This window comes from Acidovorax sp. ST3 (genome assembly GCF_003231145.1).
Lineage (GTDB): Bacteria > Pseudomonadota > Gammaproteobacteria > Burkholderiales > Burkholderiaceae_C > Acidovorax.
In genome coordinates, this window is record NZ_QKVP01000002.1 from 157,909 (window position 1) to 176,654 (window position 18,746).

Sequence of the window (18,746 nt, forward strand, 5' to 3'; positions counted from 1 at the left end):
TCTTCTCCTCGCTATGTTGTTGGTAGAACCGCCGAACTGTGGCGTCGGCATGTGACAAGGCCATGACGTTGGCTTGACCAACGGATGACGGCCGAACCACCCGCCAAACGCACCAACATGTGGCAAATATCCCGGCCACATTCCCCACCATTGTGCATAGACATCGGCATGAACGTATAACTTTTGGACATAATTCGATGTTGCGGTGCGCCAAACCGGTGCATGACTGCCTTCGACTTGTTGACCCTTTACTGCTGAAAGCCCTTTGAACCATGAAACACGCGACCGCCGAGAGCTTCCTTTCCCACGTGGCGCTCCGCAATCCCGGCCAGCCGGAATTCCTGCAAGCTGTCACCGAAGTGATGGAAAGCCTGTGGCCGTTCATCGCGCAGCACCCCCGCTATGCCGAGCACGGCCTGCTGGAGCGGCTGGTGGAGCCCGAGCGCGTCGTGATGTTCCGTGTGTCCTGGGTGGATGACCATGGCACCGTGCAGGTCAACCGCGGCTACCGCATCCAGCACAGCATGGCCATTGGCCCCTACAAGGGCGGCCTGCGCTTTCACCCGTCCGTCAACCTGTCGGTGCTCAAGTTCCTGGCGTTTGAGCAGACCTTCAAGAACGCACTGACCACGCTGCCCATGGGCGGTGGCAAGGGCGGCTCCGACTTCGACCCCAAGGGCAAGAGCCCTGCCGAAGTCATGCGCTTTTGCCAGGCCTTTGTGACCGAGCTGTACCGCCATGTGGGTCCGGACACCGATGTGCCCGCTGGCGACATCGGCGTGGGCGGCCGCGAGGTGGGTTTCATGGCGGGCATGTACAAAAAGCTGGCCAACAACGCGGCCAGCGTGTTCACTGGCAAGGGCCTGTCGTTCGGCGGCTCGCTGATCCGCCCTGAAGCCACGGGCTATGGCACCGTGTACTTCGCACAAGAGATGCTCAAGACCCGGGGCCGCTCGTTCGATGGCCTGCGCGTGTCGGTGTCGGGCTCGGGCAACGTGGCCCAATACGCCGTTGAGAAGGCCATGCAACTGGGTGCCAAGGTCATCACGGTGTCGGACTCTAGCGGCACCATCGTTGACGAAGAGGGCTTTACGCCTGAAAAGCTCGCCATCCTCATGGACGTCAAGAACCACCTGTACGGCCGCGTGAGCGATTACGCCGCCCGCACGGGCGTGAAGTTCGAGGCCGGTGTTCGCCCCTGGCACGTGAAGGTGGACGTGGCCCTGCCCTGTGCCACGCAAAACGAGCTGGACGAGAACGACGCGAAAACGCTCATCCAGAACGGCGTGGTCTGCGTGGCCGAGGGCGCCAACATGCCCTCGACCATCGAAGCCGCCAAGGCGTTTGAGGCCGCTGGCGTGCTCTACGCCCCCGGCAAGGCCAGCAATGCGGGTGGCGTAGCCACATCGGGCCTGGAGATGAGCCAGAACTCGGCCCGTCTGTCCTGGCCGCGCGAAGAGGTGGACGCCCGCCTGCTGCAGATCATGCAGGGCATCCACGCGGCCTGCCTGCAATATGGCAAGCGTGCCGACGGCAGCGTGAGCTATATCGACGGTGCCAACATCGCCGGCTTTGTGAAGGTGGCCGACGCCATGCTGGCGCAGGGCGTGGTGTAGGCCCCAGCAGGGCCTCAGAGCCTGTTCGCACAGCAAATCACTGGGGCTTCGGCCCCTTTGTTTTTGGCCCGCGGCGCAGTGCAGGCTATGCTGCACCTGGAAACAAATACGCACACTTTTGGGAGTCCGGCATGGAAATCTTCAGCTTCTTGAACGTCATGGTCGAAAAGGGAGGCTCGGACCTCTTTTTCAGTGTCGGCGCGCCGGTCAATCTCAAGATCGAAGGGGTCACACACCCGTTGAAGATGCCCGCCTTGCTGCCCGGCCAGGTCAAGCAACTGGCCTACTCGGTCATGAACGAAAAGCAGATCGGCGAGTTCGAGGCCAAGCAGGAGATGAACCTGTCGATCTCGGCCGAGAACCTGGGGCGCTTCCGCGTGAACGTTTTTGTGCAGCGCGGCGAAACCGGCATGGTGGTGCGCTACATCAAGAACAAGATCCCGCCGCTGGCCGCGCTGGGCCTGCCCCCGGTGCTGGAAAAGCTGGTGCTGCGCAAGCGCGGCCTGGTGCTGGTGACGGGTGCCACGGGTTCAGGCAAATCGACCACGCTGGCGTCGATGATCAACTACCGCAACGAGAACGTGACGGGCCACATCCTCACCATCGAGGACCCGCTGGAGTTCCTGCACGCGCACAAGCGCTCGGTGGTGGACCAGCGTGAGGTGGGCATTGACACGCAATCCTACGAAGAGGCCCTCAAGAACGCGCTGCGTGAGGCGCCGGACGTGATCATGATCGGCGAAATCCGCGACCGCAACACCATGAAGCAGGCGATTGCCTATGCCGAGACCGGCCATCTGTGCCTGTCCACGCTGCACGCCAACAACGCCAACCAGGCCATGGAGCGGGTCATCAACTTCTTCCCCGAAGATGCCCACCACCAGCTGCTGGTGGACCTGAGCCTGAACCTGGCCGGTGTGATCTCGCAGCGCCTGATCCCCGGCCTGCACGAAAAGCTGGTGCCTGCGGTGGAGGTGATGCTCAATTCGCCTTACATCGCCGACCTGATCGCCAAGGGCGAGTTCTCGGGCATCAAGGAGGCCATGGGCCACAGCACCGAGATCGGTATGTGCACCTTTGACCAGGCGCTGTACCAGCTCTACACCGACGGCCGCATCTCGCTGGACGAGGCGCTGCACAACGCCGACTCGCGCACCGACCTGGCGCTGCGCGTGCGCCTGGCGGCGGGCGTGACCACGCAGGATGCGGGGGACCTTTCCATCGACACCTCCTCGCCCATGCAGTCGGCCTCGCGGCTGTCGTGACGGGCAGCGCGCGCATGCAGCATTGGCCGTTTCCGCCGTTCTTTCGCGACGCGCGGCCGGCAGATGTCGTCACACCGGCAGACGCCATCGTCTTCACAACGGGCGGGGACACCCGCCACGGTGTGCTGGAGCAGTTTGATCCGCAGGCACAACGCGCGGTGCTGATGCCGCCAGAGGGCACAGCAGCGGTGGCACTGCCGTTTGCGGCCATCAAGAGCATCCAGCTGATGCCGCCCATTCCGCTGGCGGCCGATACCGACCTGACGGCGCGTTACCAATCCGCCGGGGGACACGAAGTCAACACCACATCGCGCCCCTTCACCGTGCAATTCATCGACGGTGAAAACCTGCGCGGCGAGACCAAGGGCTTTGTCAAAACCCGCCAGGGCCTGTTCTTCTATCTGACCACCGATGCGGTGCACTGCGTGCGAATATTCATCCCCACCACGGCACTGCGCAGCTACCAGGTGGGGGGCCTGCTGGGCCAGCACCTGATCCAGTCGAACCTGGTCAGCGCCGACACGGTGCAACTGGCCCTCACTGAGCAGGAGCGACGGCGGCAAGGCCCCTCAGCCAACGGCGAACCCATTCGCAGCCCGGCGCAGCTGGCCGGCCAGATCACCCAGATCGGCAGTTTTGTGCCAGTGCGGCTGGGTGACCTCCTCATCAACCAAGGACTGGTGAGCAACGACCAGATGCGGGATGCCCTCACGCTGATGCAGCGGGGCAACAAGCACCTGCTGGGCAACATCCTGGTGGAGATGGGCGCGCTGAGCCGGGCCCAGCTGACCGAGGTGGTGGCGCAGCAGTTCAGCATTCCGATGGTGGCGCTGGACGGCTTTGTGGTGCAGCCCGAGGTGCTGCGCCTGGTGCCCAAGGAATACGCGGTAGAGCACCAGGTGCTGCCCCTGCTGGTCAGCGACAAGAGCCTGGTGGTGGCGGTGGAAAGCCCGGTGGATGCCGACTACCTGGACGAGCTGCGGTTCTCGGCCCAGAAGCAGGTAGTGCCCGTCATCGCCAACCCGGACGAACTGGCGGCGCGCATCACGGTGGAATACTCCAAGGTGGGCATGGACCGCACCGATCTGTCGATCGAGGAAGAGCTGCGGCAACTGTCCCAGCGGCTCACGGCCAGCGACACATCGCCGGGCCACCCAGACCTGCAGCGGCAGGTGTCCGACAACGACAGCCTGGTGGTGCGGCTGGTGAACAAGACCATCCTGGACGCCCAGGCACGGGGCGCGTCGGACATCCACATCGAGGCCTACCCCGAGGAGCAGCCCACGCTGATCCGGCTGCGCGTGGACGGCGATTTGACCGAATACATGCGCATCCCGTTCGTGCTGCGCGCGGCGCTGCTGTCGCGCATCAAGATCATGGCCAACCTGGACATCTCCGAGCACCGGCTGCCGCAGGACGGAAAGATCGACTTCTCGCGCTTTGGCCACACCAAGCTGGAGCTGCGCGTGGCCGTGCTGCCAACCACCAACGGGCTCGAAGACATCGTGATGCGGCTCCTGGCATCGTCCAAACCCATCCCGCTGGCCAAGCTGGGCATGGATGGCGCCCTGGTCGAACAACTGCAGCAGATGGTGCACCGCAGCTATGGCCTGATCCTGGTGTGTGGGCCCACCGGGTCGGGCAAGACCACCACCCTGCACTCGCTGCTGGCCGAGGTGAACCACCCGGACACCAAGATCTGGACGGCCGAAGACCCCATCGAGATCACGCACCATGGCCTGCGCCAGATCCAGATGCACCCGCGCATCGGGCTCACGTTTGCCACCGCCATGCGCGCCTTTTTGCGGGCCGACCCCGACGTCATCATGGTGGGCGAAATGCGCGACAGTGAAACCGCCCACATCGCCATCGAGGCCTCGCTGACCGGCCACATGGTGATGTCCACCCTGCACACCAACAGCGCGCCCGAGAGCGTGATCCGCATGCTGGACATGGGGCTGGACCCTTTCAACTTTGCCGACGCGCTGGTGGGGGTGCTGAGCCAGCGACTGGCGCGCCGCCTGTGCCCCGACTGCAAGCAGCCCTACACCCCGGACGCCGACGAGCTGCAGCAGATCGCTACGGACTACGCGGCCGGCACCGGCCTGGCGCCCGAGAGCCTGCTGGCGCCCTGGCGCAGCCGCTTTGTCCCCGCAGGGGCATCGGACTGGGTGCTGTACCGTGCCCAAGGGTGCAGCCATTGCGACCACACGGGCTACAAAGGCCGCGTGGGCATCTACGAGCTCATGGCCGCCTCGCCAAGCATCAAGAAGCTGATCCAGACCCGTGCGCCAGTGGACCAGCTGTTTGAGGCCGCCACCGCGCAGGGCATGCTGCGGCTGCTGCAGTACGGGTTGCTCAAGGTGCTGGAGGGCGTGACCGACCAGCGCAGCGTGCGCGGAGCCTGCTCCTGAGTCACAGGCGCTTCCCAATACCATTCGTCCTCACCGAACTTTTGCATCGGAACCAGAATCTGTCGGACGATGAAACGAATCCCTCTCCTTGCATCCCTGGCGCTGGCAGTGGCCGTGAGCGTGGGTTGCGCCACCCTCGACGCCAAACAGCGCGAATGGATCTTCCAGCCCAGCGACCGCAGCTGGGGCGGCGCGCCGTCCACCGAAGGCATGCAGGACGTGTGGATCGAATTCACCTCCGACGCCAGCGGCAAGGCCGAGCGCCTGCACGGGCTGTGGTTGCCCCACACGAAGGCCAGCGCACCCGTGCTGCTGTATCTGCACGGCGCGCGCTGGAACGTGGCAGGTTCGTCGGGCCGCATCCGGCGCATGCAGGAGCTGGGCTTTTCGGTGCTGGCCATCGACTACCGGGGCTTTGGGCGCAGCAGCGCAGGCCTGCCGTCCGAAGCCACTGCCGCCGAGGACGCCCGCGCCGCCTGGAACTGGCTGGCTGAGCAGCACCCGGACAAGCCACGCTACATCTTCGGCCACTCGCTGGGCGGCGCCATCGCCATCGACCTGGCACGCCAGGTGCCGGATGAAAAGGGCACCATCGTCGAAGGCACTTTCACCAGCATCCCCGACGTGGTCAGCACCTTCAAGTGGGGCTGGCTGCCCGTGTCGCCCCTCATCACCCAGCGGTTTGAGTCCATCCGCAAGGTGGCCGACATCGGCTCGCCGCTGCTGGTGGTGCATGGCAGCGACGACAGCCTGATCCGCCCCGCACTGGGCCGCCAGCTGTACGAGGCAGCACGGGAGCCCAAGCAGTTTGTGCTGGTGGAAGGCGGCTCACACCACAACACCAACTCTGTGGGACAACGGCAGTACCGCGAGGCCGTGGCCTCGCTGTTTCACCTGAAGTAGACGCAGCGGCTCGCCTCGACCTTTCGGCCGCGACATCCCAACTGCGCGGTGTCACCGGCGCACCGCCTGCGCCAGCGCCGCCCAGGCCTTCAGGGTGAGCGGGTGGGTAAAGCCGGCCCCCGCCACAGGGTGCGACGACAGCTTGACCACCACCATCTCGGCGGCAGGGTTCACATGGATGAACTGGCCGTGGATGCCAGCGGCCTCGTAGGCGCCGTCGGCGTTGTGCAGCACCCACCACTGGTTGCGGTAGCTGTAGCCGGGCCGAAAGGCCATGCCACCCATCTTGAACTTCTCGCGGTCACCGCCCTTGGCGGTGTCGTCGATCACGGACTTGTCAAAAATCTTCTGGCCGTTGAAGCTGCCGCCCAGGCGCAGCATCTCGCCAAACCGCGCCAGGTCGCGCGCCGTGGCGTTGAGGCCCGCGCCCTGCAGCGGCGTGCCCACGCTGTCCACCATCACATGCGCATCTTCCTCAGTGCCCAGCTTTTGCCAGATGTTGTCGGTCATCAGCTCCGCCCAGTGCTTGCCCGTGGCGCGCGACACGATCCAGCCCAGCACCTCTGAATGCACGGTGCGGTACACAAAACCGGCGCCGTGTTCGCCTTCCTTCTTGAGCGTCTTGAGGAAGTCGTACACATTGGTCGGCCCCTGGTAGCCTGGCGGACGGGGCAGCAGGCCGCTGGACCAGCTGTAGCCAAAGATTTCGGTCGTCGGGTCGGTGTAGACCTCGCGGAAGCGCACGGCGCCCGTCATGTCCATCACATCGCGCACCTTCATGTCACCCCAGGCCGACTCTGCCAGCTCCGGAACGTACTTGGTCACCAGCGCCTCGGGGTCAATCTTGCCCTCGTGCACCAACTGCGCCGCCATGAGCCCGGTGAACGATTTGGTGACCGAGAACAGCAGATGCGGCGTGTAGGGCTTCATCTGGTTGTCGTAGCGCTCGTACACCACGCGGCCCTTGTGCATCACCACCAGGGCATCGGTGTAGGTGCGGGTGAACCATTGGTCCACCGTGATGGGCTGGCCCTTGTCGTCATCGAATGCCACAGCGCCCAGTGGTCGCGGGTCGGCCAGCAGGGCCGAGGGCGCAGCACTGCCCCGGCGGATGTTGCGCGTGGGCTGCAGCTCGCGCAGGTGCTGCACAGCCCAGCGCAGCTGCGGGTATTTGTACGAGTTGCTCAGGTCCACCCGCTGCGCCCCCTCGGGCGGGAAGGTGCTCATGTAGCCCAGCTTGTCCAGCGTCACGGTCTCGGGCGCAGGCAATGCCGGGGCCTGCGCCTGGGCTGGGGCCGACAAGGCCACACCCAACACCGCCACGGCGCAGGCGGTTTGCCACAGCGTTGCAGCGGCTGTGCCAGAACGCCGGGGCGACGCAGAACGCATGGAGGAATGGGGGTACGCCAAGGAGGCGCTGTGAATCTTGTGCATGTCTTGTCTCCTCGTTATGTTGGTTTGTGCGGCATCTTGGCGCGGCACCCCTCAGAACAGAGTCCAGGGCCAGTCGGTCCGCCAGCCACCGCGCCGCCATGGTGCTTCGCCCCGCACTCGCCAGGATGTCACCGGTGCGACCTTTGTCATACACAAATCTGCGCAAGTTCTCACGGGCCCACGACAATCAACCTGCCAGTGGCGCGCCCACCCCTTCTGGTACGCTCAGACAGATATGTCTGCCCCCTCCGCCACCGCAGCGTCTGCGGCCGCCCCTGTCTCGATCCATCCCGGCCTGGCCATTCTGGTGCTGGCCCTGCTGCTTTCCATCCAGCCCGTCACCACCGACCTGTATCTGCCCGCCCTGCCCGCGCTCACCCGCAGCCTGGGCGCCCCCATGGCGGCCGCGCAGCTCACGCTCAGCGGGCTGTTGCTGGCGTTCGGTTGCTCGCAAATGGTGTGGGGCCCGCTGTCTGACCGCTTCGGCCGCCGCCCTATCCTGCTGGCGGGCCTGACCATCTACACCGTGGCCTCGCTGGGCAGCGCCTTTGCGCCCACCATGGGTCTGCTGATTCTGTGGCGCATCGCTCAGGGGGCAGCCATGGGCGCCGTGGTGATGTGCGCGCGTGCCATCGTTCGCGACCTCTACACCCCGCTGGAGGGCGCGCGCGCCATGTCCAAGGCGCTCACGGGGCTGGGCATCGTGGCCTGCATCTGCGCCCCCATGGGGGGCCTGCTGAGCGAATGGCTGGGCTGGCGCGCAGCGTTGCTGGCGCTCACGGTGTACGCAGTGGTCACAGTGGCGCTGGTGGCCTTGCGATTGCCCGAGACCCTGTCCCACCGCAACCCGCAGGCCCTGCAGCCCCGCGCACTGGTGGGCACCTGGCTGCATGTGCTGCGCAACCCCACCTTCTGGGCGTTTTCGCTGCAGACCACCGCCACCTACGGCGGCCTGTTCACGTTTCTGGCGTCGTCCTCGTTCGTCTACATCGATGTGCTGGGCCTCACGCGCACTATGTATGGCTGGGTCATGGCCTCGGCCTGCGTGGCCTACTTTGGGGGCACCTTTGTGTGCCGCGCGCTGCTGGCACGCTTTGGCTTGCAGCGCACCGTCGCCATTGCCGGGGCGTTGAGCGCCGGGGGCGGCACGCTGATGGCGCTGGTGGCCTGGATGGGCTGGCACCAGCCCTGGGCGCTGACGCTGCCGTTCTACCTGTTCATGGTGGGGCATGGCATTCACCAGCCCTGCGGGCAAAGCGGCGCGGTGGGGCCCTTCCCCAAGGCGGCCGGCGTGGCATCGGCATTGAACGGTTTCATGATGATGCTGGCGGCGTTTGCCATTGGCGGCTGGCTGGGGATGCGGCTTGATGGCACGGTGTGGCCGCTGGTCAATGGCATCTGGTTCTGGTCGGTGGCACTGGCCGTGATCTCGTGGACCCTGGTGCAGAAGTTTGGAGCGCCCCGTGAGCACGCCTGACACCCTCCCCACCATCGCCCTGGCGGGCCCCACTGCATCGGGCAAGACGGCCGGTGCGCTGGCGCTGGCTGCCGTGCTGGGCAAGCAGGGCCGGCCGGTCGAGATCATCAGCGTGGACTCGGCCCTGGTGTACCGGGGCATGGACATCGGCACCGCCAAACCCTCGCCCGACGAGCGCGCCGCCGTACCCCACCACCTCATCGACATACGCGACCCGCTGCAGGCCTACAGCGCCGCCGAGTTTGTGCAAGACGCCACCCGGCTCATCGCCGAGATCCGCGCGCGTGGCGCATTGCCGCTGCTGGTGGGTGGCACCATGCTGTACTTCAAGGCGCTGTTTGATGGCATCGACGACATGCCTGCCGCCGACCCCGACGTGCGCGCCAGGATCGAAGCCCAGGCGGCCGAGCAGGGCTGGCCCGCCCTGCATGCCGAGCTGGCGCGCGTAGACCGGGTGACGGCCGCACGCCTGGCCCCCGGCGACAGCCAGCGCATCCAGCGCGCGCTGGAGGTGTGGCATGTCTCGGGCCAGCCGCTGTCGAGCTTTCACACTATCAAAAAAGTAGCAGATAACACAAACAACACCGGCGCCAGCGCCCTTTTTTCCTTGGAACCCGACAACCGGGCCTGGCTGCACGAGCGCATCGCGCAGCGTTTTGACGCCATGCTGGCCGGTGGCTTCATTGACGAGGTCACGGCCCTGCGCGCACGCGGCGACCTGCACCCCGACCTGCCCTCGATGCGCTGCGTGGGCTACCGGCAGGTGTGGGAAGAACTCGACTTCCAGGCCAGCCGCCCCGCTGGCACGCCGCTGAACATCGCCTTCCTGCGAGAGCGCGGCATTGCCGCCACGCGCCAGCTGGCCAAGCGCCAGATCACCTGGCTGCGCAGCATGCCGCAGCGCCACGTCGTCGCGTGCGACCATCCCCACGCCGTGGCCCACCTGGTGCAGGCCGTGCTGCAGCGCCTGGAGCAGCGCACGCCATGACGCTGCTGCGTGTGCAGAACCTGGGCAAGCACTACGGCAGCGCGCCGGTGTTTGCCAACGTGCAGTTCGCCGTGGCGCCGGGCGAGTTTGTCGCCATCGTGGGCGACTCGGGCGTGGGCAAGTCCACGCTGCTCAACTGCCTGGCAGGCCTCGATACCTGGGACACCGGCAGCATCACCCATGGCACCACCGACCTGAGCCAGCTGGACGACACCGCCCGCGCCCTGTGGCGCCGCGCGCAGGTGGGCTTTGTGTTCCAGGCCTTCCACGTGCTGCCGCACCTGGACGTGGCACAGAATGTGGCACTGCCGCTGATGCTGCTGGGCCAAACCGACGCGGCCCGGGTGCAGCACATGCTGGCCGCCGTGGGCCTGGAAGGTCTGGGCGCACGGCTGCCTCAGCAGCTCAGCGGCGGGCAGCTGCAGCGTGTGGCCATCGCCCGCGCGCTGGTGCACCGCCCCGCCCTGCTGCTGGCCGACGAGCCCACCGGCAACCTCGACCCCACCACCGCCACGCGCGTGATGGACCTGCTGCTGGCGCAGACACGCGAGCACGGCGCATCGTTGGTGCTGGTCACCCATTCCGACGCTGCTGCGGCGCGGGCCGACCGGGTGCTGCGGCTCACTGCCAGCGGTATCGCGACCTAGGTAGCGCCCCATTGCAGCCAAAGCGGCTGCGGACGCGTGGAGCGGATCACACAACCCAGCGCAGCGGTTCTGGCTAGGCGCTGCGTCGCAGGCAGTACGTGTAGTACGACAAGACGCAGCAACAACGCCAGAAGGGTTGTGTGAGCCGCGCTCACTCGATGTTCAGCCGCTGCGCTGCCTTGTTCACCTTCTTGGGCAGAGTCAGCGTCAGCACGCCGTTGTCGTACTTGGCCTTGGCCTGCGCGGCGTCCACATCGGCCGGCAGCTGGAAGCTGCGGGCCACGGCGCCAAAGTAGCGCTCGCTGCGCAGCACCTTTTCGCCTTCGCGCTTTTCATCGTGCTGACGCACCTCGGCGCGCAGGCTCACCACATTACCTTCGAGCGAGACATGGATGTCCTCCTTGGCCACGCCGGGCACTTCGGCCTGCACCGTGTAGCCGCTTTCGGTTTCCTTCACATCCACCTTGATCTGGCTGGGCGAAGGCAGGTTGTCGCCATGCAGCGGACGCACGTAAAAGCCGGGGGCAATGTCCTTGAAGAAATCGTCAAACAGACTGCCGCGGGTCACAAGAGAGTTCATGGTTTTGGCTCCTGAAAAGGGGTTGAAAGGCGTTGGTACAAACAACCGGGCCTGCGCAGGAGGGCAGACCCTGATGCCAAGATAGGCGCAGCCTTTCAGCACTTCAAGAGGGTGCAAAACGCAAGGTTGATATGCATCAAACGCTGCTGCACCAGTCCCCTGCGGCCACAATGCAGCCCATGCTCGCCCTGCTCCGCACCTTCTCTTGGCAAGACCTGCGCCACCACCCCTGGCGCAGCGCCGCAGCGGTGGCGGCTGTGATGCTGGGTGTGGCGCTGGCGTTTGCGGTGCATGTGATCAATGCATCGGCGCTGGACGAGTTCTCGCAGGCCGTTCGCGCCGTCAACGGCCAGCCCGACCTGGAGCTGCGCGCCATGCAGGGCAGTCTGTCCGAGGCTCTGTACGAACGCCTGGCCACCGACCCACAGGTGGCCCGCGCCAGCCCGCTGCTGGAGCTGTCGGCCGTGGCGCAGGCAGCCACCACAGCGGGCGCGAATGCAGCGGGCGCCCAGGACCCGTCACCTCGCACTCCCACTCCCATCCGCGTGCTCGGCGCCGATGCACTGCTGCTACCCACCATGGCCCCGGCGCTGGTGCCACGCCCCTGGGACAGCGCCGACCGGTTCGCCCTCTTCGCCCCCGCCACGGTGTTCCTCAACACGGCGGCGCTGCAGGCACTGGGGCTGCCTGCCGCTGCACCCTCTGCATCGTCGCCCCTGCCCCGCCTCACGCTGCAGGTGGGCTTGCAACCGGCACTCACCGTGCAGGTGGCAGGCACCTTGACCGCCGGCGGTGCGCCGCTGGCCGTGATGGACATTGGCGCCGCGCAAGACCTGTTTGGGCGCGCAGGCGCACTCACCCGCATCGACCTGCAACTGCAGCCCGGCACCGACCGCGCCGCGTGGGAGGCCGCACTGCGCGCGCAGCCCGGCTGGCCCGCCAACCTGGTGCTGGCGCAGCCCGGCGATGCCACCCAGCGCATCAGCAACCTGTCGCGCGCCTACCGGGTCAACCTGACGGTGCTGGCGCTGGTGGCGCTGTTCACCGGGGCGTTTCTGGTGTTCTCGGTGCTGGCCCTCAGCGTGGCGCAGCGCGGGCCGCAGTTTGCGTTGCTGGCCGTTCTTGGCGCCACACCGCGCCAGCGGCTGGCGCTGGTGCTGGCGGAGTCGGCAGCCTTGGGCCTGCTGGGCAGCGTGCTGGGCATGGCCCTGGGCACCGCGCTGGCAGCCACGGCGCTGCAACTGCTGGGCGGCGACCTGGGCGGCGGCTACTTTGCGGGCGTACGGCCTGCGCTGCAATGGAGCGCCCCCGCCGCGCTGGTGTACGGCGCACTGGGCGTGGCGGCTGCCTTGGCGGGTGGCTGGTGGCCTGCACGCGCCGCGCAGACCCTGCCCCCGGCCCAGACCCTGAAGGGCCTTGGCGCCGCAGCCAGCCAGGCGGACAAAGGCACCGTCGGTATCGTTTTGATAGCTGCCGGGGCACTGCTCACTAGCGCTCCACCCGTATTTGGCATTCCACTGGCCGCTTACGTAGCCATTGCACTGCTGTTGGTGGGGGGCATTGCCCTGCTGCCCTGGGGCATGGCCCGCTTGCTGGCCTGGCTGCAGCCCTTGGCCGCACGCCATGCGCTGCCACTGCTGGCGCTGGAGCGCGCGCGGCGCATGCGCGGCAGCGCGGCCATCGCGGTGGGCGGCGTGGTCGCATCCCTCAGCTTGGCCGTGGCGCTGACGGTGATGGTGTCCAGCTTTCGCGGCTCGGTCACGCAGTGGCTGGACGCGGTGCTGCCATCGCCGCTGTACGTGCGCTCGGCCATCGGTGCGGGCGGCGGGGAGGCCGCGTTGCTACCTGCGGGCTTTGCAGAAGCGGTGGCCCAGTTGCCGGGGCTGAACCGCGTGCAGCCCCTGCGCGCCAGCCCGCTGCAGCTGTCCCCCACTCTGCCCTCGCTCACGGTGCTGAGTCGCCCCTTGGGCGATGAGCCAGCGCAGACTCTGCCCCTGGTGGGCGAGGCCCTGCCCGTGCCCCCCGGCCGCACCGGCGTGTACATCAGCGAGGCCGTGGTGGACCTGTACGGCCTGCGCCCCGGCATGGAGTGGCCTGCACTTTCCAAGGCTTTTAGCGCCCAAGCGCTAGAGAATCATGCGCCAGCAGCTATCTTTTACATAGCAGGCATCTGGCGCGACTATGCCCGGCAAACCGGCGCCGTGGTAATGGACCGCGCCGTGTGGCTGCGCCTGACCGGCGACACCCGCACTAGCGACCTGGCCCTGTGGCCCAGCGATGGCACCGATGTGTCGGCCCTGCAGGCGTCCATCCGCGCGCTCGCTGCAACGCAAGCCGGCCGCCAACCCTCCATTGCAGCGGGAGCAGCAACTAGTGACAGCGGCGAGGCCCTGGTGGAGTTCAGCTCCGCCGCCACCATCCGCGAGCGCTCGCTGCGCATCTTCGACCGCAGCTTTGCTGTCACCTACTGGCTGCAAGCCGTCGCCATCGGCATCGGCCTCTTTGGCGTGGCCGCCAGCTTCAGCGCCCAGGTGCTGGCGCGGCGCAAGGAATTCGGCCTGCTCGCCCACCTGGGCCTCACGCGGCGGCAGATTCTGACCGTGGTGGCCAGCGAAGGTGCTGCGTGGACGGCCGTGGGTGCGGCGGCGGGCGTGCTGCTGGGGCTGGCTGTTTCCGTGGTGCTGGTGCACGTGGTCAACCCGCAGAGTTTTCACTGGACGATGGATTTGGCGGTGCCGGGGGGGAGGTTGCTGGGGTTGTGTGCTGCGGTGGTCGTGTCTGGTACGGTCACCGCGTGGCTGGCGGGGCGGGCTGCGGCGGGGAGAGATGCAGTGATGGCGGTTAAGGAGGATTGGTAGGTAAGCCAAACCGTTAAACGTCCCTATATGCAAGCACTCTCAAGCTGCCGGATCTGAACGATATAGTCAGCAGAGCCACTACGACGAGACACTCTCGAATGCTCTTCTTCTCCACGCCAGAGAATCTGGAAGCACTGCGACACTATTCCAGAACGCTGCGAAGCTATGCATCTCTCTCTGAAGCACCTCAGATTGCCAAGTTGCTACTACAGATCATTGAATTGATGATCTCCAACGCCGCAAAGTTTGACGAGTACTGCGCAGTCAACATTGAGTGGATCGGCGATAGTTTCATGCGCGCCGTACGTGACTTCCCCGACCTACCACATGACAAGAAAGGAGAAGCGGTCACTTCCGACTTCACTGCAGCCTATCGATTCTTGTGTGAGCTGGAGTTCACGCAGCCGGCCGAACCTAGCTTCGAAATCCGGCGGATCGGGAACTTTGTCGACGAGAACCTTGAGATGTTCAAGGGAAACGATAGGCACCAAATTACTTTCGCAAGATACGCGATGCCGGTGCAAATCGCAAAAAAACTGCTGAATGATCCTGCTATTGCTGAGTTCCGTAAGTTTTCTCAGACCGTGGAAGCGGCGACTAAGCTCAAGGAAGATTGGGACTCAGAACTGGATCAGAGACGAGCCCACGTTAACTCCCTCAGCGAGGGTTTAAAAGGACTAACGTCTTCCTACAACTTTGTTGGACTTGTGGATGGATTCCGCCAGTTGGCAACGGCGAAGGTCACCGAGCGCAGAATCGCATTTTGGTCATTGATGGCACTTGCTTTGGTGATGGTCGTTCCACCCGCAGCCCAAATTGGATATGTACTTGCGCACATGGAAATCATCGAATCGAAAAAAGGACTGCTTCTCTACACGCTCCCTACTATCTTGACTATCGAAGTCTTGCTGGTTTACTTCTTTCGCGTAGTCTTAGGCCAGTTCAGATCCGTAAAGGCCCAAGTACTTCAGCTTGACCTCCGCATAGCGTTGTGCCAATTTATTCAGAGCTATGCCGAGTATTCAGCGAAAATAAAAAAGGATGATCCGAGCACTCTCGCAAAGTTTGAAGCAGTCGTTTTTAGCAGCCTAGTTCCAGAGAACGAAGGTATTCCTTCGACATTTGATGGTGCGGAACAGCTTGCGAATCTCATCAAGAGTATTCGAGGAACATAGCTTTTAAACATCCTCGGTTGTCAATGTTCTCTTTTGACTGTCGGCTGTTCTTGGCTTGCAGCAGAAACCATTGTGTGACTACACACAAGCGCCCCCATGACCCTCCCCTCCCCCTGGCTCCACGAAGCCATAGCCCGCATCGAAGCCGACTACCAGCGCAGCGCCGACACCCACCTCATCCCGCTGCGCCTGCCCGCATTTGCCGCGCATGGCATTGACCTGTACCTCAAGGACGAATCCACCCACCCCACGGGCAGCCTGAAGCACCGGCTGGCGCGGTCGCTGTTTTTGTATGCGCTGTGCAATGGCTGGGTGCATGAAGGCTCGACCATCGTCGAGTCGTCCAGCGGCTCCACGGCGGTGAGCGAAGCCTACTTTGCCCGGCTGCTGGGGCTGCCGTTTGTGGCGGTGATGCCGCGCAGCACGTCGCCCGAGAAGATTGCGCAGATCGAGTTTCATGGCGGGCGTTGCCACTTTGTGGACAGCGCGGGCGCGGTGTACGACGCAGCCCGTGCGATTGCCGAAGAATCGGGCGGCCACTACATGGACCAGTTCACGTATGCCGAGCGCGCGACCGACTGGCGGGGTAACAACAACATTGCCGAGAGCATGTTCACGCAGATGGCGCGCGAACCGCACCCTGTGCCGCGCTGGATTGTGGTGGGCGCGGGCACGGGCGGCACCAGCGCCACCATTGGCCGCTATGTGCGCTACCAGCGCCATGCCACGCAGGTGTGTGTGGCTGACCCGGCGGGGTCGGTGTTCAGCGCCTACCACCGCACAGGCAATGCCCAGTTGACGGCGCCAGGATCGCGCATTGAAGGCATTGGCCGCCCGCGTGTGGAGCCCAGCTTCATCCGCACGCTGGTGGACCGCATGGTGGATGTGGCGGACTGCGAATCCATTGCCGCCATGCGCGCGCTGTCGCAGTTGCTGGGGCGGCGCGTAGGCCCGTCCACGGGCACCAACTTTGTGGCCATGCTCACACTGGCCAGCGAGATGCGTGAGCGGGGCGAGCGCGGCTCCATCCTGTCGCTGCTGTGTGATGCGGGCGAGCGGTATCTGCCCACGTATTTCGACACGGCATGGGTGGACCGCACGTTTGGCGATTGCTCGGCTGCGCAGCAGAAGGTGGATGGCCTGATCGGCTGATGCCAGCCAAGCACTGCACCATGCCCTCTTCTGCTTTGCCCCCCGGCCCCATGGTCACGCGCCGGCAGTGGCTGGCCCAGCAGATGCCCTGGGGCATGGCGGCCGTGGGGGCTGCAGAGTGGCTGCCCCCTGCCGCGCATGCCTTGCCGGCACGCGCGCTGGTCTTTCCGCGCGATCACGGCAGTCACCCGGAGCTGCGCACCGAGTGGTGGTACATCACCGGCCATGTGCAGGCGCAGGGGCAACCCTGGGGTTTTCAGATCACGTTCTTCCGCTCGCGGGTGGATGGCACGCAGCAGTTGCAGTCGGCCTTTGCGGCCAAACACCTGCTGTTTGCGCACGCTGCCATCACCGATGTGCGAGGCCAGCGGCTGGTGCATGACCAGCGGATTGCGCGTGTAGGTTTTGGGATGGCGCAGGCCAGTGAGGCCGACACCCGCATCCGTCTGCAGGACTGGACGCTGGAACGCAGCGACACCTCACACGGAAAGCTGGACTTTGCGGCCAGCCGCTACACCACCCACATCGTGGGCAGCGAGTTTGGGCTGGACCTGGTGTTTGACAGCACCCAGCCCGTGCTGCTGCAGGGGCAGCAAGGGCTGTCCCGCAAGGGGCCGGACGCCGAGCAGGCCAGCTACTACTACAGCCAGCCCCAGCTCGCCGTCAGCGGCACGTTGCAGGTGGGCAGCAAGCGCATGGCGGTGACGCCCGACACCGGCCGCGCCTGGATGGACCACGAGTGGAGCGAGGCACTCCTACACCCAGACGCCCAGGGGTGGGATTGGATTGGCATGAACCTGCACAACGGCAGCGCGTTGACAGCCTTCCGCCTGCGGCGGGCTGACGGCACCGCGTTGTGGGCGGGTGGATCGTGGCGCCCCCCCGGGCAGCCGGTGCAGGTGTTTGGGGCGCAGTCTGTGGCGTTCACCCCCTTGCGGTGGTGGACCAGCCCGCGCAGTGGCGCGCGCTACCCGGTGCAATGGCAGGTGCAAACGCCCGCAGGCACCTTTGCAGTGAATGCGCTGCTGGACAGCCAGGAGCTGGACAGTAGCGGATCGACGGGTGCGATCTACTGGGAAGGGCTGTCGGACCTGATGGGTGCCACAGGCCAGCCCGTGGGCAGGGGTTACCTGGAGATGACCGGATATGCAAAGCCGCTGCGCCTGTGAAGGCTGCAGCGGCTTGATGCCAGAAAGATACCGCCAGATCGGGCGGTGTCACTTCGTCAATGCTTGGCAGAGTTGCCTGCGCGGCGTTGTGCCAGCCAGGCGATGATCTCGCCCATGATGCCGCGGCGGAAAGCCAGCACGCAGATCACGAAGATCAGGCCCGTGACCATGGTGACCGACTCGCCCAGGGTCTTGAACCATTCCACGCTGGTCAGTGCGGCCAGCAGGTTGCCAAACTCGCCAATCTTGTTCTCCAGCAGCACCACCACAGCCGAGCCGATGAGCGGGCCCGACAGCGTGCCCAGGCCACCCACCAGCGTCATCAAGATGACCTGGCCCGAGGCCGTCCAGTGCACGTCCGACAGCGTGGCAAAGCCCAGCACCAGCGTTTTGAGCGCGCCGGCGAGACCTGCGAGGGCGGCCGACAGCACAAAAGCGAGCAGCTTGAAGCGGTGCGTGTCGTAGCCCAGCGAGATGGCGCGGGGCTCGTTCTCCTTGATGCCCTTGAGCACCTGGCCAAACGGCGAGTGGATGGTGCGCACGATCAGCAGGAACGCAGCGACCACGATGACCAGCGCCACGTAGTACATGACCAAGTCACTCTTGAGATCGATCACGCCAAACAGCTTGCCGCGCGGCACGCCTTGCAGGCCGTCCTCACCGCCCGTGAAGGGGGCTTGCAGGCAGGCGAAGAACAGCATCTGCGCCAACGCCAGCGTGATCATGGAGAAGTAGATGCCCTGGCGGCGAATGGCCAGCCAGCCAAACAGCAAGCCCAGCAGCGCGCCCCCGGCGGTGCCCAGCAGCAGGCCCACTTCAGGCGTCAGGCCCCACACCTTGATGGCGTGGCCGGCCACGTAGGCAGCGCCACCAAGGAAGGCTGCATGGCCGAAAGACAGCAGACCGGTGTACCCAAGCAGCAGGTTGAACGCTGAAGCAAACAGTGCAAAGCACATGAGCTTCATCACAAAGACTGGATACGCACCTAGAAAAGGCGCGGCAATGAGGGCCAGCAACAGCAGGCCGTAACCAATGGTGGCAGTGTTCTTGGAATTCATGCTGGCAGCC

14 protein-coding genes are annotated in these 18,746 nt (G+C 65.3%); 11 read left to right on the top strand and 3 right to left on the bottom strand.

The annotated features are described in order from the left end of the window. Window positions 1-272 precede the first annotated feature (272 nt). The 4 genes from gdhA (at window position 273) to DNK89_RS05670 (ending at window position 6,198) form a co-directional block, all read left to right on the top strand. Window positions 273-1,616 (top strand): NADP-specific glutamate dehydrogenase, encoded by a 1,344-nt coding sequence (gdhA, locus tag DNK89_RS05655; protein WP_110959308.1) that lies wholly within the window; start codon window positions 273-275, stop codon window positions 1,614-1,616. A gap of 131 nt (window positions 1,617-1,747) precedes the next feature. Then, window positions 1,748-2,881 (top strand): PilT/PilU family type 4a pilus ATPase, encoded by a 1,134-nt coding sequence (locus DNK89_RS05660; RefSeq protein WP_110959309.1) that lies wholly within the window; start codon window positions 1,748-1,750, stop codon window positions 2,879-2,881. 14 nt (window positions 2,882-2,895) lie between these two features. Continuing rightward, complete coding sequence (locus DNK89_RS05665; RefSeq protein WP_153064244.1) at window positions 2,896-5,295, top strand: GspE/PulE family protein; 2,400 nt, start codon at window positions 2,896-2,898, stop codon at window positions 5,293-5,295. Between the two features lie 69 nt (window positions 5,296-5,364). Further along, the gene (locus tag DNK89_RS05670) at window positions 5,365-6,198 is read left to right on the top strand and encodes an alpha/beta hydrolase (RefSeq protein ID WP_110959311.1); all 834 of its coding nucleotides are present in this window, start codon (window positions 5,365-5,367) and stop codon (window positions 6,196-6,198) included. A gap of 51 nt (window positions 6,199-6,249) precedes the next feature. On the opposite strand, the gene DNK89_RS05675 is transcribed toward DNK89_RS05670, so the two are convergent. Continuing rightward, the gene (locus DNK89_RS05675) at window positions 6,250-7,632 is read right to left on the bottom strand and encodes a serine hydrolase (RefSeq protein WP_110959312.1); all 1,383 of its coding nucleotides are present in this window, start codon (window positions 7,630-7,632) and stop codon (window positions 6,250-6,252) included. A 235-nt stretch (window positions 7,633-7,867) separates the two neighbouring features. On the opposite strand from DNK89_RS05675, the gene DNK89_RS05680 reads away from it, so the two are divergent. Genes DNK89_RS05680 through DNK89_RS05690 form a run of 3 tightly spaced genes read left to right on the top strand, consistent with a single transcriptional unit; the run spans window position 7,868 to window position 10,744 of the window. After that, complete coding sequence (locus tag DNK89_RS05680) at window positions 7,868-9,109, top strand: multidrug effflux MFS transporter (protein ID WP_110959313.1); 1,242 nt, start codon at window positions 7,868-7,870, stop codon at window positions 9,107-9,109. Continuing rightward, on the top strand, window positions 9,096-10,097 hold the full coding sequence (gene miaA, locus DNK89_RS05685) for a tRNA (adenosine(37)-N6)-dimethylallyltransferase MiaA (RefSeq protein WP_110959314.1): 1,002 nt from the start codon (window positions 9,096-9,098) through the stop codon (window positions 10,095-10,097). Before DNK89_RS05680 ends, miaA begins: the two co-directional genes overlap by 14 nt. Continuing rightward, entirely contained in the window at window positions 10,094-10,744 is a 651-nt protein-coding gene (locus tag DNK89_RS05690) for an ABC transporter ATP-binding protein (RefSeq protein ID WP_110959315.1), read from the top strand. The genes miaA and DNK89_RS05690 overlap by 4 nt, the downstream gene beginning before the upstream one ends. Before the next feature lie 151 nt (window positions 10,745-10,895). Here DNK89_RS05690 and DNK89_RS05695 read toward each other — a convergent pair whose 3' ends face one another. After that, complete coding sequence (locus tag DNK89_RS05695; RefSeq protein ID WP_110959316.1) at window positions 10,896-11,324, bottom strand: Hsp20/alpha crystallin family protein; 429 nt, start codon at window positions 11,322-11,324, stop codon at window positions 10,896-10,898. 170 nt (window positions 11,325-11,494) lie between these two features. Between DNK89_RS05695 and DNK89_RS05700 the strand changes: the two genes are divergently transcribed. The 4 genes from DNK89_RS05700 (at window position 11,495) to DNK89_RS05715 (ending at window position 17,678) form a co-directional block, all read left to right on the top strand. Beyond that, entirely contained in the window at window positions 11,495-14,182 is a 2,688-nt protein-coding gene (locus tag DNK89_RS05700) for an FtsX-like permease family protein (protein WP_110959813.1), read from the top strand. A gap of 98 nt (window positions 14,183-14,280) precedes the next feature. Further along, window positions 14,281-15,357, top strand: coding sequence for a hypothetical protein (locus DNK89_RS05705; RefSeq protein WP_110959317.1), 1,077 nt, complete (start codon window positions 14,281-14,283; stop codon window positions 15,355-15,357). A gap of 96 nt (window positions 15,358-15,453) precedes the next feature. Beyond that, window positions 15,454-16,509, top strand: coding sequence for a PLP-dependent cysteine synthase family protein (locus tag DNK89_RS05710; protein WP_110959318.1), 1,056 nt, complete (start codon window positions 15,454-15,456; stop codon window positions 16,507-16,509). 20 nt (window positions 16,510-16,529) lie between these two features. Beyond that, window positions 16,530-17,678, top strand: a complete 1,149-nt coding sequence (locus DNK89_RS05715) for a lipocalin-like domain-containing protein (RefSeq protein ID WP_370220865.1) — start codon at window positions 16,530-16,532, stop codon at window positions 17,676-17,678. 56 nt (window positions 17,679-17,734) lie between these two features. On the opposite strand, the gene DNK89_RS05720 is transcribed toward DNK89_RS05715, so the two are convergent. Then, a complete protein-coding gene (locus DNK89_RS05720; RefSeq protein WP_015013289.1) occupies window positions 17,735-18,736 on the bottom strand; it encodes a branched-chain amino acid ABC transporter permease in 1,002 nt (333 codons plus the stop codon). Between the last annotated feature and the right edge of the window lie 10 nt (window positions 18,737-18,746).